This is a genomic window from Streptomyces sp. NPDC002888 (assembly GCF_042888465.1).
Taxonomy (GTDB): Bacteria; Actinomycetota; Actinomycetes; order Streptomycetales; family Streptomycetaceae; genus Streptomyces.
The window spans coordinates 61865-86697 of sequence record NZ_JBIAPU010000022.1; the positions used below are offsets into that span (position 1 = coordinate 61865).

Sequence of the window (24833 nt, forward strand, 5' to 3'; positions counted from 1 at the left end):
AGACTGGCAGGGAGGGGGTTTGTTCCTCGGGCTGCGGGCTCCGGGGCCGTGACGTCACCGGCCGGAGCACCCGCGCGCCATTGAGAAGAGGCGAGTGCGATGGCACGTCAGTACTATCAGCGCGGCAATCTCGTTGAGGCCGAACAGCTCGATGATGTCGTCGCGGTCAAGGTGGGCGAGGACGCTCAGCGAGCGGGTCTCACCGGCGCGGAGACGGAACTGGGTACGAGCGCGCGGAGCGAGATACGGGAGGCCGGGGTCGACGACGAGACCACCGAAGCGTTCGAACGCGCGCGCTGGGTCTTCGTCAAACCGAACCCACAGACCCGCGAGGCGTTCGCCACCGGCGGGGAGGTCTCCGGGGCGGAGGCCACCGGCAAGGTCATCCGCCGTCCCAACGGCCGTATCGGCATCGCGACCGACGTGTTGAGCGTTCAACTGCAGCCGGATCTCTCGGAGGAGCAGGCCGAACGGGAACTCGAGGCGGCCGGTCTGGAGATCGTCACCCGACTCACTTTCGCCGACAACCTGTACGAAGTGCGGGCCCGGGCGGCGGAGGACGCCCTCGCAGCCTCCGTCGAACTGCACGACAACGACAGGTTCGTCTTCGCCGAACCGTCGTTCATCGAGCACGTCCCCACGCGGTTCAGTCCCACCGATCCCCGCTTCACCGAGCAGTGGCAGTGGCACAACTCCGGTGCCGACGGCGGCACTCCGGGCGCCGATGTGCACATCGAACCGGCGTGGGACCGCACCCTCGGGCGCGGGATCCGGGTCGCCGTCATCGACAACGGCTTCGACACGCAGCACGAGGACCTCGCCGCCGGAGTGGGCCCGCTGTCGGGCTTCTACAGCGACGGCGTGGTGGGCACGACCTTCACCCAGGAGACCGTGGGGATGCCCGACAGCGACCACGGCACGTTCTGCGCGGGCATGGCCGGTGCCCGGCTAGGCAACGGCAAGGGCGGTGTCGGCGCGGCGCCCGAGAGCGAGCTGATGCTGGTGGCGTGCCTGGGCGACCAGGTCGGCACCCAGGTCACGCTGGCCCGCGCGGTGGCCTACACGGCCGACCCTTCGAGGGAGCGGCGGGACGGCGATCCCGACAGCGGAGCCGACATTCTCGTCAGCAGCCTGGGCCCCAACGGGGCGGAGTGGGATCTCTCCTCCACCCTGGAGCGCGCCCTGGAGTTCGCCGCGACGAAGGGCCGCGGGGGCAAGGGGCTGCCGATCTTCTGGGCGGCGAGCAACGGCAGGAACGTCGACATCCTGATGGACGAGGTCGTCTCCCACCCCGACGTGATCGCCGTCGTGCGGTCGGACAACCGGGACCTGGAGGACAACGCGGCCCGCGGTCCGGAGGTCGAGCTCATCGCTCCCGGTGTCGACGTCTTCAGCACCAGGTCCGGCGGCGGCTACGGCACGAGCACCGGCACCAGCTTCGCCGCGCCCTGCGCGGCCGGATGCGCCGCCCTGGCCCTGTCGGTGAACCCCGGCCTCACGCGTGACGGACTGCGCGAGGTGATGCACGGGTCGGCCGACCAGATCGGCGGACCGGGAGTCGTCTACGACGCCAACGGTCACAACGACGACTACGGCTTCGGCCGGGTGAACGCGGCCAACGCCGTGGCGCTCGCCGACGGGACACCGTGATGAGCGAGGAACCGGCGGTCTACCGCTGCCGTGTCGTCGCCGAGGACGCCGACGCGCTGCGCGCGTTCATCGCCGAGACCGGGCCCGACCTCGGCTGCCGCGCCGTCGCACGCGGCAGCCGGGCCGGCGGGGTCGAGCTGGACCTCTACTTCCCCGAGGGCCGGCTCGACCGGGCCCGAGGATCCAGAGCGGCCTCGCTGGTCGACATCACCGAAGTCGAGAACGTCACCGAGAACTGGCGCGCCCGCAGGGAAGAGGTCGGCAGCGGCGACCGGTTCGCCGCCCGGGACGCCGTCCCGCACGGTCTCGGCCGTAAGGAGTGACCATGTACCTCAACGTGGCCGAGATCGAATCGGCGATCACCAGTCTGCACGGTGCCCACCCCGAGACGACGGAGATCCTCACTCCGCCCCACACCACCCACGAGGGCCGCACGGCACGGCTGCTGCGGGTCGGAACCCGCGCGGCCGACGACGCGGACGGGATCCTGCTGCTGGGCGGGGTGCACGCCCGGGAGTGGGTGCCGCCGGACGCGCTGGTCTCGCTGGCGGCGGACCTGCTGGAGGCGCACGAGCTGGGCACCGGGCTCGGCTACGGCTCGTCGTCGTTCACGGCGGCCCAGGTCGCTCAAGTGGTGGAGAACGTCAACCTGTTCTTCTATCCCTGCGTCAACCCCGACGGCCGGGCCTTCAGCCAGACGGCATCCCCGATGTGGCGCAAGAACCGCCGTCCGGCGCCCGCCGGACACACCGGCCCGTCGTGCGTGGGCGTGGATCTGAACCGCAACTTCGACTTCCTCTGGGAGTTCACCACGAAGTTCGCACCCGACGCCGACGTCCACACGTCTGTCGACCCGTGCGACGAGCAGACCTACCGGGGGCCGGCCGCCGCGTCGGAGCCCGAGACGGAGAACGTGGTGTGGGCGCTCGAGAACCACCCGCGCATCCAATGCATGGTCGACGTGCACAGCGCGGTTCCGGTGATCCTGCACAGCTGGGGCTCGGACCAGAACCAGACCACCACCCCGTCCGACAACTTCCGCAACCCCGAGCTCGACGGGGTGCGGGGACGCAAGGACGACGGCATCGGCGAGTTCATCCCCGAACAGGACCTGAAGATCGCGGTCGGGCTGGCGGAGCGGATGAGCGACGCGGTGCGCGCGGTGCGCGGAGTCGACTACGGGGCCGAGCCGGCGTACGGCCTGTACCCCACCTCGGGGGCGAGCGACGACTACGCGTACAGCAGGCACTTCACCGATCCGGCCGCCACGAAGGTGTTCGGCTACACGATCGAGTGCGGTACGAGCTTCCAGCCGGCGTTCGGCGAGGCCGAACAGGTCATCCGTGAGGTCTCGGCGGGACTGCTGGCGCTCGCCGTCGAGGCCCCGCACACCTGAAGTGGCCCTGGGCGGGCGGTGATTGTCAGTGCTCCCGCCTAGGGTGCTCGGCATGACCAACTGGATACAGGGCTCCTTCGGGCATCACGACGAGGTCAACGTCGTCTTCGCCCGGGGCATGTCCCTCGACGCGCTCGACAAGGGTCTGCGCGACCTGCACAGAGAGCCCCTCGCGCTCGGCGAGGGGAACGGGTGGGTGTGGGCGGTGCACGACATGCTCAACCCGGACATCGACGACTACGACGCCGTCGACTACACCACCCTCTGCCGGGACGGCGGCGAGATCGTCGTGTTCGTCACCGAGCCGTGCAGCGTGAAGGGCTTTCCGCCCGACTTCGAGTACTACCGCGACGGCCGCCTGATCCTGCGCTTCAGTTTCGAGGACCTGGAACAGCGGGTGGGCCAGAACCCCGACTACCTCTCGCCCGAACTCCTGGCCGCGAACCTCATCGGCCCCGACGCGGGATGCGACCAGGAGGACGTCGACGGCCATGAGTGCTACGTCCACGCCCGCGACCACCACGAACCGCTCGTCAAGGTGATCGCCGACTTCTTCGCCCTCCCCTCGCCGCCCCTCGCCATGGAGGTGACGGCCAAGTGAGCTGGCTCGCCCCGAACACGTTCGTCACCTTCTGCCAGGGTATGGAGCTGTCCACCCTGACCGCCGTCTACGCCGACGCCGGGCACCCCGCCCGCGCCACCGGCGAGTCGTCAGGCTGGACCTGGCTGACGCACGACGCCTACACCGCCCCGCGGGGAGAGTCCGCCTGGGAGCTGGCGCGCAACCTCACCGGTTTCCGGTTCACGGACCGCGTGAGCGATCCGAACGGCGCGCGAACGGTGTTCCTGGCCTCCACACCCGCCTGCACGTGCCCCCACGGGCAGAACTACATGGTTCCCCACTGCGCCGAGCACCCCTTCCAGTTCGCCCACAGCGCCGGCGGATTCGAGAAGACGTACTTCAACCTCGGTGAACGCCGCGAGTCACGGCGCGGCGGAGGCATGGCCGACTTGTTGGTGCGGGAGCTCCTGGACGCCGGAATCGTCGGCCGGGACACCCCGCAGTACGACACCGACCCCGGCTTCAACGCCGACGGCGCCCACACGGTGCGCGTCATCGTCGAGCACTTCGGGCTTCCGTCACCGCCACTGGCTCTCAGGTCCGCGTGACGGGGCGAGGGGTGATGTCATCCCTGGTACGTCACCCGGCGCCGAGAGTCTGGTGCGGCGGCCTGCCGTACGCGTCCCGGTAGAGCGCGGCGAAGCGGCCGGGGTGGAAGAACCCCCAGCGGGCGGCGATCTCGGTGACGGTGGTGCCGAGCGGGTCGGCCCCGAGCAGGTCCTCGTGCGCGTGGGACAGGCGCACCTTGCGCAGATGGGCGAGCGGCGTGGTGTCCAGATGCCGCCGGAAGGCGTACTGGAGGCCGCGGATGGTCACATGGGCGGCCTCGGCGATCTCGGCGACCGTGAGGGGCTCGGCGGCGTGGTCCTCGATGTAGGCGAGCGCCAGGCGCAGCGTCACGGGATGCGCGTCGTTGCGGTCGGTCGCGGTGGGCTCGTCCAGCGCGGTGTTGGGGAAGGCGGCCAGGACGCTCGCGGCAAGGTGCTGCGCGGCGGTGGAGGCGATCAGGGGCAGGCCCGCGATGTCGGGGTCCGCCAGGACGTAGTCGCGCATGTAGCCGATGCAGTGCCGCAGCTGTCGGGCCGCGGCCGGGGAGTGGGGCCGGTGCCCGGTCAGCCGGACCGGCTCGGCGGGGCGCCCGGGGGCGGTGGCGGCGACCTGGGAGAGCAGGTCGGTGTCCAGCATGGTGATGTTGTACCGGGCGTTGCAGACCCGGCCCGAGTAGGGCCGGTCCGGCGGGGCGAAGGACACGACGTCGCCGGGACCGAAGGCGTCCTCGACCCCGCTGAAGGCGTGGTCGCGGATGGTGCCGTCATGGACGAGGCACAGACAGATCCTGCGCAGGGGAGTGACCGAGTAGCTCATCTCGAAGCCCAGGTCGAGCTCGTCGACGCTGACCGACGCCATGGAGGTACGAGTGATTCTCGCTCTGCCGGTGTCCGGGCTGTCGCTGCCGATGCTCATTCTGGCGTAGGCCCGGCTGAGGAACTCCTCGGTCCGTTCCAGGTCGTCGCTGTCGAAGCGCAGTGTGTCCATGACGGTCCCCGTCCGGTGAATGACGCGGCATTCCGGGGTGCCAGGTCATGGCGTCGCACCTCGCTGCCGCGATGCGCCGAGAAGCGACTGCGGATCGTTCCGCTTCGCTCGCCTACCCGGGACCAGGGCGGACATTCGTTTTCCGGACAGGCGTCGGCGGTGTTGTTCGTTCGCGGTGCGGCGGCGACGCTCCGTGACACGGAGGCTGGGACCACACGGCACCGCGGTGATCCGCCGTGCGTGTCGCTTCGCGGACCTTGGGACAAAGGGGTGGGGCGGTTGGCCATGGCCGGGCAGGAGGAACTCGTCGAGAGGGTCGGTGCCCTGCAGGAGGAGGTCGGCCAGCTGCGGCAGGCCCTCGACTCGCACGCCGTCGTCGACCAGGCGATCGGTGTCGTCATCGCCATCGGGCGGCTGCGACCGGAGCAGGGCTTCGACGTCCTCAAGGACATCTCCCAGCGCACCAACACCAAGCTGCGGGAGGTCGCGGAGTACGTGGTGCAGGGCACCCACTGCGGCTGGCTGCCCGACGAGATCCACCGCGCCCTGACCGACGCCCTGCGGCGCGCGAAGGCGGAATGAGCCCGCTGGGAGGACGCCGGGGGGACCTACCAGCGCACGAAGACGTGCACCGTCTTGCCCCGGGGGCCGGGTGTGGTGATGGTCTGCTCGGCCAGCGCGTTGATCAGGTGCCATCCGATGCCGCCCCGTCCGTCGAGGTCGAACCGGCGCGGTTCGGGATGCGTCGGGTTGGTGTCCTCGAGGGCGACCTGCACGGTGTCGGCCACGGCCCGTAGCCGCAGCGTGAACGGGCCGGGCGCGAAGGTGAACGCGTTGGAGGCCAGCTCGGTGACCACCAGCAGCACGTCGTCCGGCGCGTCCGGCGCGTGCGGCGGCTGCATGCGTTCCAGACTCTGGAGGAAGGCGGCCGCGTCGTCCCTGGCCTGTGCCACGTCGCTCAGGGCGCCGCCGAATTGCCACGTCTGCTCAACGCTCAGGGTGTTCAGTAGACCGGCTTCCCTCTCTGTGGGATCGCGTTCGGCGGGCATGTGGCTCTTCTTTCCTTCCGACGAACTCAAGGCTCGTACCGGCTTCCCGATCCGAGCAAAGGCATGCCCAATTTCTCCTCATCGTCGCGAAGGACGAGGACGCGCGCGCCACCCTGGCCGTGGCGGGAACGCTACGGTGAGTGACACGCGCGAGATCCTCGTGAACCGGTTCACGAGACGTCCTGGTGGCTCCGCTCGCGGATGTTCTGCTCCATCGCCCGGTCGAACGAGGCGAATATCGCCGCGGCGAGCTCCTCCTCCCGGCCGAAGAGGTAGAAGTGGCCGTCGGGCCAGGTGTGCCTGCGGACCTCGTTGCGGAAGCCCGCCTGCCAGTGGTGGTCCTCGACGCCTTCCAGAAGGGGGTCGTCCGCACCGTAGAACACCTCGGTGTACGTGCCGAGCGGGGCGTCGACGCTCGGCACGTGCGTGTCGACGATGGCCAGGTCGGGGCGGATGACGTCGAGCATGTACGCCACGATCCCCGGGTCCTCGAAAAGCTCCTCCGGGGTGCCGCCCAGTTCCCGGATGAAGGCGACCAGCCGTGCGTCGTCCCAGAGGTCGCGCCGGACCCGCGCAGGATGCGGATGACCGGGCGGGCGGGCGGCGGACAGGCCCAGCCATGCGGCGGGCGTGCCGCGCCGCTCCAGCTCGGCGGCGAGCTCGAAGGCGATCACCGCCCCCATGCTGTGACCGAACACGCCCGCCGGCTCGATGCCCTCGGCATCGATGACGCCGAGACAGAACGCGACGGCCTCCCGGGCGGTCCGGCAGGGCTTTGCTCCCATGGTCGCCCCGCGGCCGGGAAGCTCGACGGCACGGATCCTGAACCGGCTTCCGAGCGACTTCACCAGCCCTCTGTAGGGGACCGCGGACCCGCCGGCATGGTGCAGAACCAACATATCGGGCAGCGCTGCCTTCACTCTGAACTCCCCCTGCGATCAGATCACTTGACCGGATCATGCTATCCGCGTCACATGATCGCCCAGGCATCACGCGACACCGGCTAGTTCAACAAATCCGACCAGGGCGGCTCCGCGAATACCCAACTGACCGGTCAAGGCTCAACAAAATCGATCGTCACGGATCTTGACGCCCTCTCCCGGCTGCACCTCTCATGGACCCCCGAACCGCCCAGGAGAGGGAAGCCCATGTCCAAGGAAGTCCCCCACAGACCCACCGGCCGTTGGCGCAGAGCCGCCACCGCCTTCCTGACACTGCTCGGGGGCCTCGCGGCGCTCCTGCTCCCGGTGAGCGAAGCACACGCGGCCACGGTCTCCTTCACCACGGGCGCCGCCCGCACCGACCAGAACGGCAACGCGCTCCAACTGCACGGCCTGGGCATCGTGAAGGTGGGCGCCACCTGGTACGGCTTCGGGGAGGACAAGACCGGCGAGACCTCGTCCGACACCTCGTTCCAGGACATCACCTGCTACACGTCGACCGACCTCGCCACCTGGAACTACCAGGGCCAGGCCCTGTCCCGGCAGAGCAGCGGCGACCTCGGCCCCGGCCGTGTCGTGGAGCGGCCCAAGGTCATCTACAACGCGTCGACGAGCACGTACGTGATGTACCTGCACATCGACAGCACGAACTACTCCGAGGCCAAGGTCGGTGTGGCGACCAGCAGCACCCCCTGCGGCCCCTACGACTACCGCGGCAGCTTCCGGCCGTTGGGCAACCTCAGCCGTGACCTCGGCCTGTTCCAGGACACCGACGGGACCGCCTACCTGCTGAGCGAGGACCGCAACAACGGACTGCGCATCGACAAGCTGTCCGCCGACTACCTGTCCGTGGACAGCGCGGTGGCGGTACTCGGCGGCAGTGGCAGCAGCAGCGTCGAGGCGCCCGCCATGGTGAAGGTCAACGGCGTCTACTACGTGTTCGGCTCCCACCTCACCGGCTGGAGCCTGAACGACAACGTCTACGCCACCGCCACCTCGCTGGGCGGCCCCTGGTCGGCCTTCCGGAACTTCGCCGCCCCCGGCACCCACACCTACGGCAGCCAGACGGCGAACGTCATCACCGTCCAGGGCTCCTCCGGCACCACCTACCTCTACGCAGGCGACCGCTGGAACACCTCCGACCTCGGCTCGTCGAAGCTGATCTGGCTGCCGCTGACCATCCGGGGCACGACGGTCAACCTCGGCCAGTACCCCACCTGGTCCCTCGACCCCGCCGCCGGCACCTGGACGGCCGACAGCGGCGTGCCCTCCGCCGGTGTCCACACCCTGACCGGCGTGGGCAGCTCCCAGGTGATGGACGTGGCGAGCGGCTCCACCTCGAACGGCGCCAAGATCATCCAGTGGCCGTCCAACGGCGGCGCCAACCAGCAGTGGACCCTCACGAGGGTGGCGGACAACGTCTACACGCTGAAGAGCGTGAAGAGCGGCCTGTGCCTGGACGTACCCAACCAGTCGACCGCCACCGGCGTGCAGCTGCAGCAGTGGACCTGCAACAACGGCACCAACCAGCAGTGGTTCCTCGACCTGGTCGGCAGCTATACCGGCAGCACGTACCTGCTCGCCGGGGTGGGCAGCGACCTGAACCTCGGCGTCACGGGAGGCTCGACCGCCCAGGGCGCGGCCGTGGACCAGGAGACGGGCACCGGCGCCACGAGCCAGCAGTGGAGCCTGTCCTGACCTTCTGAGCGGGCCGGGCAGCCCGGCCCGCTCAGAAGGCCCCCTTGCGGAACTCGGTGGCCGAAGCGGTCGACGTGGCGGTGACGTTGTAGCGGTCGCCGCCCGCGTCCCGGCCGCCCTGGTCGTGGTTGTACTGGAACCTGAAGACGTAGGTGCCGGGATCCAGCGTGACTCCCGACTTCAACGTCACCACGTAGTCCAGTTCGCCGCTCGTCGTCGCGGAGGCCACCGACACCTTGTCCCCGAGGGAGGTCCACGTGCCGGTGCCGGCGACCCCGCCGGTCTGGATGATCTTGACGACCACCTTGAGGCCCGTGAGCGGCTTCGTCGACTTGACCGTGACGGCGCTCTGGTCCCAGTAGTCGTTGGTGTCCGTCTCCACGCTCCCGTCGGACCACAGGAAGGCCGTCGGCTCCGGCGAGGAACCCGTCGACGCCGGGGAGTTCACCTGACTGTCCCCGCTCGCGGAGTCGTCGCCACTCGTCCCGGACCGGCCGGAGTCGGACTCCCCGCTCCCGGCGCCGCCCCCGGACCCGCCCGAATCCGTGCGGCCGACGACGCCGGGGGCTTCGTCGACCTGCCGCCGCGCCGGGGCGTCCGAGGACGCGGCGACGGCCGGAGCGCCGCTGCCGCCGGTGGAGTGCTTCTCCTTCGCGTCGGCCTTCTTCGCGGTGGCCGTGGTCGTCTGCTGCGGACCACCGCCCCAGTCGATCCGGGAGACGACCGCCGTGACCCCGGCGATCACCAGGACCACGGCCACGGAGGCGCCGACGGCGTTGAAGACCCTGCGGCCGGGCAGGAACCCGCGCAGGGGAGTTCGAGCCCTACGGGCGAACAGCTCGGCGAACTCGCCGTCCGAGCGGGGCGGTCGAACGGGGGTCTGCGGCATGAGACGGGTCCTTCACAAGGGGAGGGGCTACTGGGCAGAGGGCGACGGGAGGTCTTCCGGCGTGAGCGTCACCAGGTCGGACTCCGAGACGTCGGACAGCTCGGCGACGCGATACGCCTGACGCTCCGTCATGGACTGGAACAACTGGCGGGCGGCACGTCCGTTGCCGAACCCACGCCCACGGGGAATCGTGTCGAAGTGCGCCGACAGAGCCTCCCGCGCGGTCGCGGTGAGCTCGTACTGGTGCTGCGCGGCCTGGTGCTCCACGATGCTGACCAGCTCGGCGGCGCCGTAGTCCTCGAAGAGCAGGGTCCTGGTGAAGCGCGAGGCCAGACCCGGGTTGGAGCGGACGAACACCTCCATCTCCCGGGGGTATCCGGCCACGATCACCACCACGTCGTCACGGTGGTCCTCCATCAGCTTCAGCAGGGTGGCGATCGACTCCTGCCCGAAGTCGTTGGTTCCGGCGTACTGGGTGAGGGAGTACGCCTCGTCGATGAAGAGGACACCGCCCCGCGCCTGCTGGAAGACCCGGGTGGTCTTCGGCCCGGTGTGTCCGACGTACTCGCCGACCAGCGCGGAGCGGTCGGCCTCCACGAGATGGCCGCGTTCGAGCAGGCCCACCGCGGCCAGGATGCGGCCGTAGAGCCGGGCCACGGTCGTCTTGCCGGTGCCCGGGTTGCCGGTGAAGACCAGATGGCGGCTGAGCGGGGGAGGGGCCAGGCCCATCTCCTCCCGGCGGCGCACGGTCTGCATCAGCTTCACCAGGGACGACACATCGTGCTTGACACGCTCCAGCCCCGCCAGCCCGTCGAGTTCGGCGAGCAGGTCCTCCAGCGTGTCCTCGGGGGGCGCCTCGGTCTCCCGCACGCCCTCGGCCCCGGCCTCCCCGCCCGCGGTGGACGGCAGCGCATCCCCGAGACCCGTCGGCAGTGCCGCGTTCGCCACGTTGCGCGACACGCAGGCGTCGAACACGGGACGGGCCCCCTTCTCCGCGGCCACGTCCTCCTCGGCGTCCCGCACCAGACAGCCGCGCAGCACGGGCGCGCTTCCCGCCGACACATGGACGGCGGGGAACGCCTGGCCGTCGCCGCCCGCCCCGGCGAAGACGCAGTCCTCGAAGGTGCCGCGCGCCTTCTCGCCGACGAACAGGCTGTTCTTGCCGGTACGGGCCACGGTGACCGACCTGACGCGCGGCTCGGACGCCGGGCCCAGGACCAGACCGGAGCCGGCGGCGTCGCGGACCGTGCAGTCCTCGATGCTCGGGGTCGCGCCCTCGCCGATCACCAACCCGGCGGTGCCGGTGCCGCTGATCCGGCAGTCCCGCAGCACGGCCGACGTCCCGGTGCCGCAGGCGATCCCGGCGCGTTCGGCCTCCGTGACGTCGCACTCCTGAAGGACGACCGTCCCGGTGGACTCGGCACTGATACCGGTGCGGCCCCGCACCACCGACAGACCGTGCACGCGGGCCCCCGCCGCGCCGTCGATCTGCAGGCCCGACAGCCCGCAGTCGCTGATGCGGACGCCCTCGACGGTGAGCTCGGCCCGGTCGGTGGCCCGCACCCCGTGCTCGGGGGTGGCGCCGATCCGGCAGGAGGTGAGCGACAGCCGGGAGTCGTCACCGGCGTGCACCGCGCTGAACCCGCAGTCCCGCACGTCGCTGGAGGCCAGAGTCACCCGCGAACGGTCGCCCGCGAGCAGCCCGTTGGCGCGGCTGCCGCGCATCGAGGTGCCCTGCGCGGACAGGTGCGCGTTGCCCCGTGCCACCAGACAGGAGCCGTGCGGCCGGTCCACCTGGCAGTCCACGAGAGCGGCCCTGCTGGCGTCCTCGGTCGTCACGCCCGGCCCGGCCCCGTCCCGCAGGCGGCAGTTCACCAGCAGCACGTCCCCGGCGCCGGAGACGGCCACTCCGTCCGCGCCCGTGCGCAGCACCTGGCAGTCGGTGAGGACGACTCCGCCGTCCGCGCCCTGCCCGGTGCCCTCCTCGGGGCGGGCCGAACTCCCGAGGACGCGGACGCCTTCCGCACCGGTGTCCTCCAGCCGGCAGTCCAGCGCGGAAACGGCCGCGTCGTCCTCCACCAGCAGCCCGCTGCGGCCGGGGGCGGTGACCCGGCAGTCGCGAAGCAGCGCACTCGCCCGGCCCCGTACGCGGATTCCCGAACCGGTGACCTGGCGAACCGTCAGCCCGTCGGCCTCGGCGGGCGTGTCCGAGCCGAGGACGACACCCGTGCCGTCCACGTCCTCGATCAGGGTGTCGGTCAACTCGGTCCGGCCGGTCGTGTTCGCGTGCACCCCCGCCAGGGCGGCACGCGAGACCCGGCACCCGCGCAGCGTCAGCGACGCCTCACCGCCCGCCTCGACGCGGCCTCCGGAGATCTCGCAGCCCTCCAGCTCCAGACCGCCTGCGCTCACCAGTACGGCGGGCAGCCCGGGGTCCTGCCCCGTCAGGGCGATGCCGCCGACGTGGGCGCCGGGGGCCGTGACCTCCAGGACCGGCCGGCCCGGGTCCGCCGCGAGCACCCGTACGGCGAGCTCCGCTCCGTCCTGTGGCAGCAGGGACACCCCACGGTCGAGGACGAGCACTTCGACGTACTCGCCCGGGGCGATACGGATCTCGTCACCGTCGGCGGCGGCGCGCACGGCGGCGGTGATGCTGCGGTGGGCGCCGCGGCCCCTGGGGGCGACCCGGTGCACGGTGGCGGTGGCGGTCACGGGAGCTCCAATCCCTCGTCGAGAGCGGTGGGCGGTTCGAAAGCGGGTTGCTGGATCTGCTGTCGCGGCGGCGCAGGCGTGGTGGGCGGTGGTGCGGTGCTCGCCGGCGGGAAGGAGCGCGCGGCGTTGGGCAGGTCGTAGTGGTGGTCGTTGTCGTCCCACTCGTTCATGACCCAGGTGAAGTACCGGCTCAGCGCGGACTCGCCCAGGTTCATCGCGTACTCGCCGAGGCCCCCCTTGTGGAAGACCCTGGCGCCGGTCGTGGCATGCCAGCCGTTCCTCACCAGGTTGGTGCTCACACCGCCGTAGAGGGTGCCCAGGGCGCCCCACCCGCCTGCCACCAGCGCGTCCAGGCCCTTGGTGTCGTGACCGTTGACGCCGAAGACCGCGGCGCTGATGGAGCCGGAGACGAAGGCGCTGAGTGCCGAAATGCCCACGCCGACGGTGTTGGCGTAGGTGGCGTTGCGCCAGCGGGTGGCTTTCTCCTGGGCGGAGAACTCGGTCGCCCAGGTGTCGGTCTGGGTGGCGAGGGTCTGGTTGGGGTGTCCGCCCCAGTCCCTCGTGCCCATGCTGGTCTTCAGCCGGCCCAGCCGGGTGTGGTTGTACAGCAGGGTGAGCCCGCTGTTGAAGGTTCCGCCGACCGCGCCGGAGAGCAGCGCCTTCAAGTAGTCGACCCTCTTGAGATCGCCGTTCTGGACAGCGGCGGTGATGGCCAGGCTCGTCGCGTAGTCGGTCACGAAGCCGGTGGTGAACGTGAGCAGCCCGCTGCGGAGCTCGCGCTGCCACATGGGCATCTCGACGACCTCGCCGCCCCTGGCGCCGGTGAACGTTCCGTGCCACACGTCCAGCATCTCCCGCAGGTGTGCCATGACCTCGACGTCCATGCCGCGGAAGTCGAACTCCCGGCCGATCATCGTCCAGCCGCGGCTGCCGGGCAGGCCGATGTCGCCGCCGACCCGGGGCAGGCCTCCGGCCAGGAACTGGCGGAGCCTGGCGGGGCCGGAGGTGCTCAGGCGGCCGAACGCATCGGTCGTCCAGACCCGTCCGTCGATGGTCTGCCACTGGACCATGTGGCCGTTCTGGAACTCCATCCACTGGCCCCACTGCTTGTCGAGCACGCGGTACCGGCCGGGGAGGCCGTCCACGGCGACGCTTTCGCGGAAGACCTTGCCGGCGTCGTACTCCTTCCAGACGTTCGGGTCGACGCGGACCGTGGCGGGTGCCTCGAAGTGGCGGGCGGAGTCGGCGAGCAGGTCGCGCAGCGTTCCCCTTGTGAGGTTGCCGGCGGGCGGCGTCGGCGGCTCGGGGACGACGATCTCGTAGTCGAATTCGCGGACCCGGTCGCCGACCGGCCGTCTGACCTCCTGGCCGTCGACGAGGTCCCGCCAACGGCCGGCGGTGACATCGTCGTAGACGCGGACACCCTCCGAGTGGACCGTGCCGTCGGCGGCCCTCTTGGTCCACTTCCAGCTGCCGTCGTCCGCCTTCACCGCGTCGGTCCAGGAGCTTCCCGTGTCGGTGGCGTTGCGCTCGCGGACGAGGTTGCCGCCCAGGTCGAAGTCCTTGAACGAGTCGTCCCAGGGCCGCGAGTAGAGCGACCCCCGGTTCTGCTTGCGCAGCCCCTCGCCGATGAGGGTGTCCGGGGCGCTCGGGTCGTAGGACTTCCACGTCCACTTGGTGCGGTAGGGGCTGCCGGACGACTCCACGATCTGGCCGTCCACCAGGTCGCGGCGGCCAAAGATGTGCTGCTGGGAGTTCTTGTCGACCCAGAGGCCCGCGTCGTCGTGGAGGCGGAGCTCCTCGGTGGAGGGGGCGTCGAAGAGGTACTCACGGGTTCCCTTGCCCTGGCTGCGCAGCTGCACCCGTTCGATGCCCTGGGAGTCGGTGAAGAGGTCCCTCCACCGCCCGCTGCCGTCGACGTGCCGGGTACCGGTCCGGCCGCTGGTCAGGTCCTTCCAGTGCAGCTCGTACGAGCCGCCGTCGCGGAACTCGGGGACCGGCGCCCAGCGCGTGGGGTCCTCCAGGCTCCGTCCCACCTCGATGACATGGCCGTTCTCCAGCTTCCGGCTCTCCCGCACGAGTCGGCCGTACTGGTCGAAGTCGACCCAGTTGGAGCCGGTCGGGTTGAGCCGGACACCGGTCACCTTGGTGCCGTCGGCTGCGGTCTCGGTCCACAAGCTGACCCGGTGGAGGGACTCACCGCCGAAGAGGTCGCCGAGGAAGCCCTCGAACGGGCTGCGTCCGGCCGCCCCCTTCCAGAGGAAGGCGGGCGGACGCATGTCCGCGAACCGCTGGACGAGCAGACTGCCGCCGCCCGACACCGCCTCCAGACGCTCGATCTGGACGTTCAACGGGGAGTAGCCGGTGTAATCGCCGGGGTCGACCCGGCCACCGGCGGGGGCGTGGCCCGACAGCACCGCGTGTTCCTGGTACATCCGGGAACCGTGCAGACCGTCGAAGGGCCAGGTCTGGCCGCGCCGCTGGGCCACCGCGTCCAGGCCGGTGACCGGATCGCGGTAGGTGTCCTTGAACGCGACGTGGTTCCAGCTCCAGTGACGGTCGCCGGACAGCACCTCGGTGCCGTCCTTGCCGAAGCGCTGCCACGTCCAGTGTCCGTCCGCCCCCTTCTCGGCGCGGACGAGACCACCGTCGAGGGCCTTCGTGTACGTCCTCACGTCCACGTTGTTGAGCAGACGCAGCGAACCCGCCGGTACGTCGTGGAACGTGCGCTGGTCCACGTCCCCGATCCGCTCGCCGTGCCGCAGCCGGCTGCCGGCGCTGTCGAACTCGGTCCAGCGGGCGCGTCCGGAGCGGCTCACGTCGACGTGGAGGGTGTTGCCGTTGGCGAGCGCCTCGCGTTCGAAGAGGGTCGCCTTGCCGGGGCTCGCGCTGATCAGCCTGAACTGGCCGGTGCCGGACCTCTCGACGGTCGCGATGTCGAACATGCCGGTGAACGGGGTGCCGTCGGCGCCGGTGCGGACGGCCTTGCCGGACGCGTGGTCGATGTTCCAGTACTCGCCGGTCGGCCTGCCGCCCTTGCCGCGGATGGCGAGGGTCTCCTCCAGCAGCGTGTGGCCATGGGCGTCGAACACCGCCCGCTCCAGCGGCTGGGCCGCCCTTCCGGTGGGGATCGTGGCGATCCGACCGTCGTCGAGGCGCTCCACGCGCAATGCCGTGGACGGCCGGCCCGCCGTGTCGAGCACCTGCGGTACGCCGTCGGGGGCGCCCGCGTCGAAGCGGAACAGACCCCTGCCACCGGGGAGTTCCACGTCCCGTAGGACGTGCATGCCCTCGGGCCCGAAGTGCCACCGTGTCACGCCGGACGCGTCGGTGACGGTGAAGCCGCCGCGCAGGTCCGCCGGGGCGGTCGGGGCGAGCCCTGTGACGGTGAGGGAGTCGTCGGCCGGGCGGGTGCCCACGAACTCGAAGGAACTGGGGGTCCATGGCCCGCCCTCGGCCGAGCGGCCGGTGATCCCGAGCCTCAGACCGTCGAAGTCGCCGGGGCCGCCCCTCAGGAGCACCTCCTGATAGAGACGCTCGCCGTTCCGGCCGAAGCCCGTGACCAGGTCCGAAGGCGTGTGGACGACGATGTAGTGGCTGCCGCCGGACCCGCCGTGCGGGGTCGGGGTGACGGTGAAGTCGCCGACGGTGTGGCCGGCGCCGGTCCGCAGATCGTCGAGGCGTGTCGCCGGGGGCAGGTTCAGGTGGTCCCGCAGCGCGTCGGCGGCTGCCTGCCGGATTCCTTCGTGGGCCCGTGTGGTCACCTCGTGCAGCCGGCCGTGCAGGAGATCCGGGCTCGAACCGAAGGTGTTCAGCGATTCGATCGAGCCGTCGGTGAGCTGCGGGACCCGGGAGAGGTCGAGCGTCTGGAGGATCTGGGACTCGGGCGCGACGTCGGGCTCGACGCGCGGGAGGTCGATTGCTCCGCCGACGTCGTCCAGCCGGACGGGCGGGGTGCCGGGCGCGCCCTCGGTGTGGCGCAAAAAGCCCGAGCCGTCGTGCGACGGCAGGTCCCGGAACACGAGTCGGCCCTCGGCGTCGAAGTGGAAGCGGCTGTCGGTCACCGTGTCGGACAGGGTGAAGCCGCCGGGCAGCCGCTCGGCGAGCGCGCCGTCCACCGGGGTGAGCCGGACCGAGCGGAGCGAGCCGGGTGGACCGGCCAGGTCGACCATGGTCCGCGCCGCCCCGTCCGGCCCGGAGCCCACCCTCGCACCGAGCCGCAGACCGTCCGGCAGCCCGTCGACCGCGAGGACCGTCTCCCGCCCGAGGAAGCGGCCGTCGGGACCGAAGGTGAACCGGGTGTTCCCGGTCGTGTCAATGACGGCGACCCTGCCGCTGTCGTCCAGCGACTCGATCGTGAACTCCGACGCGCGTCCCGGCCCGCCGCCCGCCGGGCCGGCATCGGCCAGCTCCAGCCGGAACGAGCCGGGCCCCGTGTCCGTGTCGGGAAGGTGGGTGATCCGAAGCTCCACACCCGCCAGTTCGTCCACCCCGGACAGGGGGACGCTCATCAGGTCGTCCAGGGGCTGCAGGTGCTCCTCCACCACATCCCAGTGCTCCCGGACCACCTGCCAGTGCTCCTGGAGAGCGGCCCGGATGGCCTCGTCGTCGAGCTCCGGCAGATCGTCGAGGTCCGAGAGGGAACTCGTGCGGGGTGTGCCCGTACCGCCGAGATCGGTCGGCTCGCCGAGGGCCGGGGGACGGCCCTCCGCGCCGACGGGCGTGCCGTTCGGGTCGTCGAGGCGGGTCAGGGGAAGGTCCGTGGCCTGGGCGTCGGAGGCTCTCAGCATGCCGGTCGCCTCGTCGAGCGTGCGCCGGAAGATGTCCGGGATCCCGCCCAGAGGGCTATTGCCGGACAGGCCGTCCGCAACGCCGCCGGGCTCGGCCGGCCGGAGCGGCGGCGTACCGGACTCCGCGCCCCCGGTGAAGCGCACGAAGCCGGAGCCGTCCCGGGCCGGGAGGTCGCGGAAGGCCAGGCGGCCGTCCGTGTCGAAGTGGAAGCGGCTGCCGGTGATCGTGTCGGTCACGGTGAACCCGCCCGGTATCCGCCCGGTCAGGGCGCTGTCCACAGGCGCGAGCCGGAAGGAACCGGTGAGGTGGGGAGGGCCGGTCAGCGTGAACGTCCTCGTGGTGGCCCCGCCCGCGCCGGGAGCGGTGGTCACCTTGACCCCGAGCCCGGACGGGCCGTCGAGACCGGGCAGCGTGAGGGGCAGCTCCTGTTGGCGCAGCACGCCCTTGCCGTCGAACCGGAACACACCGTGAAGCGCGTCGGTGCCCGTACCCGAGAGGGGCACCCGCACCGTCGTCAGCCCGGTGAGCGCACCGGACGCGTCCCGGGCCGGCGCTGTGACCGTACTGCCCGGGACGTGGGCCCCGTCCGTGCCGACCACCTGGGGCATCGCGTGCGAGCCGCCCATGTCGAAGCGCAGCGAGAAGTCGGTGCCGTTCAGCGGCAGTTCCCGGAACTCCAGGTGGCCGGCGCTGTCGAACTGCCAGCGCGCACCGCCCTGTGAGCCAGTGACGGTGAAGCCGCCGCCCTCGCGGCCGGTCACCGTCACGTCCGGCAACCGCACCGGCCCACCAGCAGCCGTGAGGTCCACGACCTCCACCCGGACCGACGCGGGGCCGAGATCGCTCGCCGGGAACTCGGTGATCCGAAGCCCCAGTCCCCGCAGGTCGCTCACGCCGGAGAGGGGTACCTCCCGGACCGTGGCACCGGGGGTCTCCCGCACGGGGGACGGGCCGCGGGAACCGGGCAGGACGGTGAGGTCGGTCGCGGTGGGCGCGGAGGCGTGCAGGTCGACGGCGACGGGGGAGCGTCCGCCGGTGAACTCCTGCCAGGTCTGCGGATGATGGTCCCGGATCCACATCGCCTTGTGATTGGCCGCCGACATGGTGTAGATCGTGTGTGTGGACTTGGCCTGGTATTGGGGGAATTCGGCCCGGTACCAGTCCGCGAAGGCGTCCTTGTTGCCCGTCCGTCCGACGAAGTCCTTGATCTGCTGGAGCGCGGCCGACCTGCCGTTCCCGAACTCCGCGAGCAGATCGGTGACTTTGACGACCGGCGTGTTCTGGTGCGGTACGAAGGCCTTCAACTTGTCGGGGATCGCCCGGAACTCGAACAGCAGGGCTGTTTCGCCGCCGATGGTGGCGCCGTCGATGCTGTGCCCCGCCACTTGGCTGCCGTTCATGATGTAGGTCCTGGCCTCTCGCCACGGCAACTCGGCGCCGATGGGGGAGGCCTCGCGGACCAGTTGCTTCGTCAGCAGCCTGTCGTTCTCCGACAGGGAGTCCAGCACGGCGGTCGGCCTGGTGCGGGGCAGGACTCGCCACTCGTTCTTGACGGCCGGGTCGGTGAGGGCGAGGCCGGACGGCCTGCCCGGGAACCCCTCCATGGGGATGCCGTGCTTCTGGGCGAGGCGGGACGTGAAGTCGATGACGGACTTCAGGTAGGTGTACGCGTTCTCCACGTCCTGGGGGTTGTCGAGCCGGTTCCTGACCTGCCGCAGCGCGTCGTCGTCCTTGAAACCGCGGTTGTACCAGGGGGCGTTGTCCTCCAGCAGCCTCAACTCGTCCGTCGCGCCGGTGCCGAACTCCGTTGCCCTGACGCCCATCGTGGCCTGCTGCCCGCTGAGCGGCATGGAGACGAGGGGCTGCTCGTCGAGTCGACTGCCGGTGCCGGCCGCGAGGACATGCCTGTCGTTCGTCACCTCCAGCCGGAATCGGCCGTCGGCGCTGAGCAGAGAGCCGAGCGGGGCGTGATTGTGCCCGTCCAGCCTCTCCTTGAAGACGTCGAGCAGGAACTGTGTGGCGTCGTTGCGGGCTGTGAGCGCCACCTCGTCGCTCACGAGCGAGGGGTAGGAGACCAGTTCCACGGTGTGGGTGAGCCAGTTCCCCTTCTGTGCCGCAACGAGTTTCGCCGGGTTCGCGTACGGGCCCTGACTCATGTCCTTCGTGACCTGGAGCAGGGGCTCGCCGGAGTCGGCCCGCACGACATGGGCGAATGTCCTGTGGGAGTTCTCCGGCAGGGCGACGACGAATCCGGTGAGTTCGCTCTCCGTGCCGATGGAGGAGGACGGGAAGGACTTCTCGAAGCCCGGTGCCTTGGCCCGGTGGATGCCACTGACTCCCGGGGACGCCTGGTGAACCACGCTTGACGGGGGAGGGGGAGCGTGCGGAGCCGGGGGCGCCGGAACACGCGGTGCGGGCATCGGCGGGGGCGGGGGCGCGTGCCCGGCCCCCGCCTCGAACCGGAACAGCTCGGTGAAGCGGCCCTGCTCGTCGAGGCGTACGGGCTCGGTGCCGGGCGGGGCGTCTTCGGCGTACCGCAGGAATCCGGTGCCGTCCGGGTCTGCCACATCGCGGTAGACCAGGTTGCGCCCCTCGTCGAAGTGGAACCGGTTGTTCGCGAGGTCGGTCACGGTGAAGCCGTTCGGCAGCCGTCCGGCCAGGGTGCCCTCCACCGGGGCGATCTTCAGCGAGCCGGTGAGGTCGGAGGCGCCGGCCAGCTGGAAGGTCCTGCCCGTCAAAGTTGCGCCGGGCGGCGGGTCGGTGACGACCACCCGCACGCGGGACAGCGGACCGAGGTCCCGTCCCAGGAAGGGGAGCTCGCCCTCGGTCAGGCGCAGGTTCCCGGCGGCCTCGTCGAGTCCGTGCACCGTGCCGGTGGGCATCAGCCCGGCCCTGGGATACGGACCCTCCAGGTAGCCCTTGGGAATGACGCCCTTGATCAGCCACTCCTGGTCACGGGTGGTGTTCAGCAGGACACGGACGTCCGAGGCGATCTTGGCGCTCACGTCCTTTCCGCCCTGGCCCACGAGGTTGACGTCGTTCTGTTTGAGGAACGCGAGGACGTCCTGCCGGGTGCTGTCCCCGGTGAGCGCGGAGTGGAGGTCGAGGCGTCTCTTGATCGTCCACTCGATCTGGTCGGAGATCAGCCGTTGCAGGTCGTGGGCCGGGAGAATCGCCACGTTCTGCACCCGGCCGGCCTTGATGTCCTCGCCCAGCTTGAAGACGTCGAGGGTGACCTCCATGTCGCCGTAGACCTTGTGGCTGCCGACGACGGCGAAGGAGGTGAACGGGCTGTTGCTCTTCCGTGCCGCGTTCTCGGCGCCCGCGACGTGCTGGAAGGCCGTGGTCCTGCCCTCCGGGTTGGCCGGGACGATGCCGAGGTCCGGGGCGAAGTAGGACTTGCGCAGCCCCTTGGAGTCGACCGCGGTGGTGAAGAAGTCGTCCTGCCGGACGAGCTTGACCCCCCGCAGGTCGTCGAGCGGGACCGCGGACATGGAGAAGTCGTCCGGCTTGAGTGTCAGCTGGAGAGACTCTGCGGGAGCTGCGGATCCGGAGGCCCGGCCGGCCGATTCCAGGACGTCGGTGGAAGCCGCGAGCGGGGTGGTCGGCGCCGTCGGTACGAACTGCAGGGAGTCGGCCGTCGCGTACGGGCCCGTCAGGTACTTCGCGGGGATGGCTCCCTTGATCAGCCAGGTGCTGTCCTGGCGCACCTGCAGCAGGGCCTTGACGTCGGCAGTGATCTTGGCGGCCATACTCTTGCCGACACTGGTGTTCTGGGTCAGGAACTCCTGGATCTCCTTGGTACTCGTCCTGGTGTTGAACGTCGACGGGACATCCAGCTGGGGCTCTGAGGTCTTGAGCCGGATCTCGTCCAGGATGTCCTTCTGGACCTTGGTGGTGGACAGGATCTCGACGCTCCCGAGGTGCTCGCCACCGGCGGCGATGTCCGTCCGGAGAGCGATCAGATCGAGTCCGATCTCGTGGTTGCCGTAGCTCTTGACGATGCTGCCGGGCGGTGAGAAGGCGGTGAACGGGCTGTTCTGCTTGAACGCCTTGGCGTTGGCCGTCGCGACCGCCTGGAGCGGTGTGACGGTGCCGTCGAGGTTGGCCGGGACCAGACCGTCGTCGGTCAGCCGCGTCTTCATACCGGACTTGAGGGTGGACGCCGAGAAATCCATGTCCTGCCGCACCAGCCAGTGCGGCGGCGCCTGGGCGGGGTCGGGTCCGGCCCCGGCCTCGAAGCGGAAGAGACTGGAGAAGCGGCCCTGTGCGTCCAGTTGTACGGGCTCGGTGCCGGGCGTCGCTCCCTCGGTGTGCCGCAGGAATCCGGTGCCGGCCGGGTCCGGCACGTCGCGGTAGATGAGGGTGCGGCCCTCGTCGAAGTGGAACCGGTTGTTCGCGAGGTCGGTCAGGGTGAAGCCGTTCGGCAGCCGTCCGGCGAGGGCGCCCTCCACCGGGGCGATCCTCAGCGATCCGGTGACGTCCGAGGCACCGATCAGCTCGAAGGTCTTGCCGGTGAGGGTGGCGCCGGGTGGTGGGGTGGTGACGACCAGCCGCACCTGGGCCAGCGGACCGAGGTTCTGTCCCAGCAAGGGGAGTTCGCGCCCCGCGGTGTTCAGTGGCGTCGACGGCAGGCCGGCGTTCGTGCCGCCGAGGGCGCGGACCTCGAAGGAGACGGGCTTCACCTCGAAGCCCGCCTTCACCGTGTCCACCAGGCGGATGTGGTCCACGGGCCCGGCGGCCCCGTCCAGACCGTGCGCCACGGCGCCAACCGGTAGGTCACCCGTGAGGGCGGACGTCACCGGAGTGGTGCTGGGCAGCGTTGCCGGCGGACTGTCGAAGCGGGTCATCATCGACGTGATGTCCTGCCGGACCGCGTCCAGGTTCATCCCGAGCCTGCCGAAGTCCGTCCGGACCTGGCCGAGGTTCAGTTCCGCGGCGTTCAGGTCCAGTTCGGCCTGGGCACGGCTCAGCGGTGGCGCGTCGGGCAGTTCGGTCAGCCTGGTGAGTTCCTGGCCGGCGGTGTCCAGGTCGACCTCGGCGTTCTGCAGACGGATCCAGGTCTCGAAGCGGTCCGCGCCGATCTTGCCGACCGCTCCGCCCGTGACGATCTCCCGCAGGGTCAGCGGCGGGAAGCCGGTCTGTGGCGGCGTGACCGGCTTGACGGCGAGGCCGGTCCGGGCCGGGCTCATTCCGAGCACCTCACGCACCTGGCGCATGCCGCCGGTGCTGTCCGGGATCAGCCGGGCCAGATCGTCGAGTCCGATGCCCAGCCGGGCGGGTGAGTCCGGGCCGGTCATCCTGGTCAGGAGTGGGGGCAGCCCCGCACCGCTCTCCTGGGGGTCCAGGACGCGGATGGTCACCTCGTCCTTCAGGCCGACGTGGACGTCCACCGGGTCGGTCTTGCCGATGCGCAGGATCACCCCGTCCGGGCGCACGTTCACGAGGTCGATCTCACCGTCGAGGACCTTGAGCAACTGGGTTTCGGACAGACCGCCGAGCTTGCCGTCGAGGCTCAGGGACGCCAGGTCGGACACGTCGTCGAAGGGCTTCAGCAGACCGGTGGCGGTGCGCTCCAGACCCAGGACATCGTCCAGCTCCTGCAGACGGGTGACAGCGCTGTCCGGGGCCTTAAGGAGGAGGGGTCCTCGCCCGGGCCGGAGGGGCATGCCCAACTGGTCCAGGTCGTCGACGAGGTTGCGGAACAGCCGCGTCGGCACCGGGCCGCCGCGGAACGTGCCCAGCGTGTCGAGGCGCTCTCTCTGGAACACGTTGCCCAGGCGGCCTCCGGCCGCGTCGAGGTCGTGCAGGGCCATCCGCTCCAGGTCGTCTGGGGCGGCCGGGGCCCGGCCGGACGTCCCTTCGGGCATCCCTCCCCGTACGCCGGGAGCATGGGGCAGGGAGCTCATGCCCGACGGAAGGGTCGGTGTGACGGGCGGCCGTGCCGCGATCTCGTCCAGACCGTCGAGCGCCTCGTCCCAGGCCCGGGTGCCGGGAACGACCAGGTGGGGAGTGGTCACGTTGTCCAACCCCCCGCCGGAACCGAACGTGACCGGGTCCTTGCCCCTCAGCGAGGTGATGGTGCCACCGGCGCCGCCCATCCTGGTGAGGGACTGGGCGGTGGAAGGCCGCATGCGCAGTCCGCGCTCGAGGACGCCCATGCGGAAGGCGCCCCTCCAGCCGAACTTGGCGATCTCGAAGTACCTGAGCGGCAGGAGCGTGTTCGCCATGAACCGGGGCAGGGCGATGATCGCGAAGACACTCAGCCGCAGGGCTCTGCTGCCGCCGCCGAGGAAACTGGTGGTCCTCGCGAAGTCGCGGCCCAGCCCGCCGCTGAACTGTCGCCACATGGAGGTGGTGACGTCGTGCGCCACCCGCCACACCGTGGCGGTGGCGCGGGGGAGGGTCGAGACGACGAACGTGTTCGTCCAGCGGGCCGCGCTCAGCAGGTTCTGGCCGACCACGCTCGCGAAGGTCCTGGGGGAGAGGAGCAGTTTGCCGCCCTGAAGGAACATGCGCCCGAGCGCGGAGGCGGACCTCTGCGCTCCTGCGAGCAGCATCTTCCCTCCGCCCTTCAGGAGCTGCATCGCTCTGGTGAAGGAGGTGAGGCCCTTGGTCGAGGGGAAGAGAATGCCCAGGAACGCCAGGCCCAGGCCGAGGGCGTTGGTCTTGCCCGTGGCGAAGTCCACCACGGCCTTGGCGAACAGCACCGCGGCGAGGCCGAAGGCGACGAGCCCCAGCGGGCCCCCGAAGATGACAGCGACGATCGAGACGACGATGCTGAGGATCTCCAGCGTCTTCCAGAACACCTCCTGGAACTTCTTCCAGAAGCTCTTCTTGATCTTCTTGACGGGCCGGGTCACCAGGTCCCTCGCAGAGTCCAGGGCCTCCTCGAGGATCTTCGCCTCGGTGTCGATGAAATCGACCTCCGCCTGCACGTCGTTGCGGGCGGCGGTCAGCTCCGGCGGGGGCGGGGCGTTCTTGCCGACGATTCCCGCCGGAGGTATGGCCACCTCGCCGGCCCGTCTGGCGGCGCCCTCGGCCTTGCCCTGCGACTCCCTCAGCGCCTTCGCGTACCGCTCCGCGGCCGAGGCCGCCCCCTGGAACGACGTCCTGACGTGCAGCATGAACGTCCTGAGCTCGTCCTTGACGTAGGTGCGCAGGGCGTCCGCGGTCTCGCCCTCGAATCCCCCGTTCTCCGAGGTACGCAGCATGGCGTCCAGCCCGACGTCGACGTCGGTGGCCAGACGCTCCAGTCCGTGAAGATCCACGGCGATGTCGTCGAGGACGTCAGGGTTTCCCGCGACCGGATTTCCGTCGTACCCCACTTTGTTCCAGTCGTCCGGGCTGGCCACAGGGTCCTCCAAGCTGTTCAGGACACGAGGGTCGGCCGCGTTCACGCGGTTGACTTCCTGGTGACGTAAACGGAACAGCAACCAGTTCACCGAAGTGATGGACGCCACATACTTACCGGTCGGTGGGAAATGCGCGAAATTCTTTTGAACCGTGCGGATCCCCATTTGCGTCTACAGGGCGACCCGATGCGAGG

At 70.5% G+C, this 24833-nt stretch carries 13 protein-coding genes; 7 read left to right on the forward strand and 6 right to left on the reverse strand.

Annotation, left to right across the window (positions count from 1 at the left end):
• Positions 1-99: 99 nt before the first annotated feature.
• The 5 genes from ACFYWX_RS31550 to ACFYWX_RS31570 are packed head-to-tail and all read left to right on the forward strand — an operon-like array spanning position 100 to position 4216.
• Positions 100-1650, forward strand: a complete 1551-nt coding sequence (locus tag ACFYWX_RS31550; RefSeq protein ID WP_389427909.1) for a S8 family serine peptidase — start codon at positions 100-102, stop codon at positions 1648-1650.
• Positions 1650-1973, forward strand: coding sequence for a hypothetical protein (locus tag ACFYWX_RS31555; protein WP_389427911.1), 324 nt, complete (start codon positions 1650-1652; stop codon positions 1971-1973). The genes ACFYWX_RS31550 and ACFYWX_RS31555 overlap by 1 nt, the downstream gene beginning before the upstream one ends.
• Positions 1974-1975: 2 nt before the next feature.
• On the forward strand, positions 1976-3046 hold the full coding sequence (locus ACFYWX_RS31560) for a M14 family metallopeptidase (RefSeq protein WP_389427913.1): 1071 nt from the start codon (positions 1976-1978) through the stop codon (positions 3044-3046).
• Positions 3047-3098: 52 nt separating this feature from the next.
• A complete protein-coding gene (locus tag ACFYWX_RS31565) occupies positions 3099-3647 on the forward strand; it encodes a hypothetical protein (RefSeq protein WP_389427915.1) in 549 nt (182 codons plus the stop codon).
• Positions 3644-4216, forward strand: coding sequence for a hypothetical protein (locus ACFYWX_RS31570; RefSeq protein ID WP_389427917.1), 573 nt, complete (start codon positions 3644-3646; stop codon positions 4214-4216). The genes ACFYWX_RS31565 and ACFYWX_RS31570 overlap by 4 nt, the downstream gene beginning before the upstream one ends.
• A 31-nt stretch (positions 4217-4247) precedes the next feature.
• Here the strand turns inward: ACFYWX_RS31570 and ACFYWX_RS31575 are convergent, their stop codons facing one another.
• Entirely contained in the window at positions 4248-5204 is a 957-nt protein-coding gene (locus tag ACFYWX_RS31575) for a helix-turn-helix transcriptional regulator (RefSeq protein ID WP_389427919.1), read from the reverse strand.
• Between the two features lie 285 nt (positions 5205-5489).
• Here ACFYWX_RS31575 and ACFYWX_RS31580 point away from each other — a divergent pair, with 285 nt between their 5' ends.
• Positions 5490-5786 carry an ANTAR domain-containing protein gene (locus ACFYWX_RS31580; RefSeq protein WP_389427921.1) on the forward strand — a complete coding sequence of 99 codons (297 nt, stop codon included), beginning with the start codon at positions 5490-5492 and terminating at the stop codon, positions 5784-5786.
• A 26-nt stretch (positions 5787-5812) separates the two neighbouring features.
• On the opposite strand, the gene ACFYWX_RS31585 is transcribed toward ACFYWX_RS31580, so the two are convergent.
• Together ACFYWX_RS31585 and ACFYWX_RS31590 are read right to left on the reverse strand one after the other, a co-directional pair.
• Positions 5813-6253, reverse strand: coding sequence for an ATP-binding protein (locus ACFYWX_RS31585; protein WP_389427923.1), 441 nt, complete (start codon positions 6251-6253; stop codon positions 5813-5815).
• A 170-nt stretch (positions 6254-6423) separates the two neighbouring features.
• Entirely contained in the window at positions 6424-7152 is a 729-nt protein-coding gene (locus ACFYWX_RS31590; protein WP_389428103.1) for a thioesterase II family protein, read from the reverse strand.
• 249 nt (positions 7153-7401) lie between these two features.
• Here ACFYWX_RS31590 and ACFYWX_RS31595 point away from each other — a divergent pair, with 249 nt between their 5' ends.
• Positions 7402-8892, forward strand: a complete 1491-nt coding sequence (locus ACFYWX_RS31595; RefSeq protein ID WP_389427925.1) for an RICIN domain-containing protein — start codon at positions 7402-7404, stop codon at positions 8890-8892.
• Between the two features lie 31 nt (positions 8893-8923).
• Here ACFYWX_RS31595 and ACFYWX_RS31600 read toward each other — a convergent pair whose 3' ends face one another.
• The 3 genes from ACFYWX_RS31600 to ACFYWX_RS31610 are packed head-to-tail and all read right to left on the reverse strand — an operon-like array spanning position 8924 to position 24639.
• On the reverse strand, positions 8924-9781 hold the full coding sequence (locus tag ACFYWX_RS31600) for a hypothetical protein (RefSeq protein WP_389427927.1): 858 nt from the start codon (positions 9779-9781) through the stop codon (positions 8924-8926).
• 27 nt (positions 9782-9808) lie between these two features.
• Positions 9809-12493, reverse strand: a complete 2685-nt coding sequence (locus ACFYWX_RS31605; RefSeq protein ID WP_389427929.1) for a right-handed parallel beta-helix repeat-containing protein — start codon at positions 12491-12493, stop codon at positions 9809-9811.
• Positions 12490-24639: an actin cross-linking domain-containing toxin gene (locus tag ACFYWX_RS31610; RefSeq protein WP_389427931.1), complete on the reverse strand. Its 12150-nt coding sequence runs from the start codon at positions 24637-24639 to the stop codon at positions 12490-12492. Before ACFYWX_RS31610 ends, ACFYWX_RS31605 begins: the two co-directional genes overlap by 4 nt.
• Positions 24640-24833: the final 194 nt, after the last annotated feature.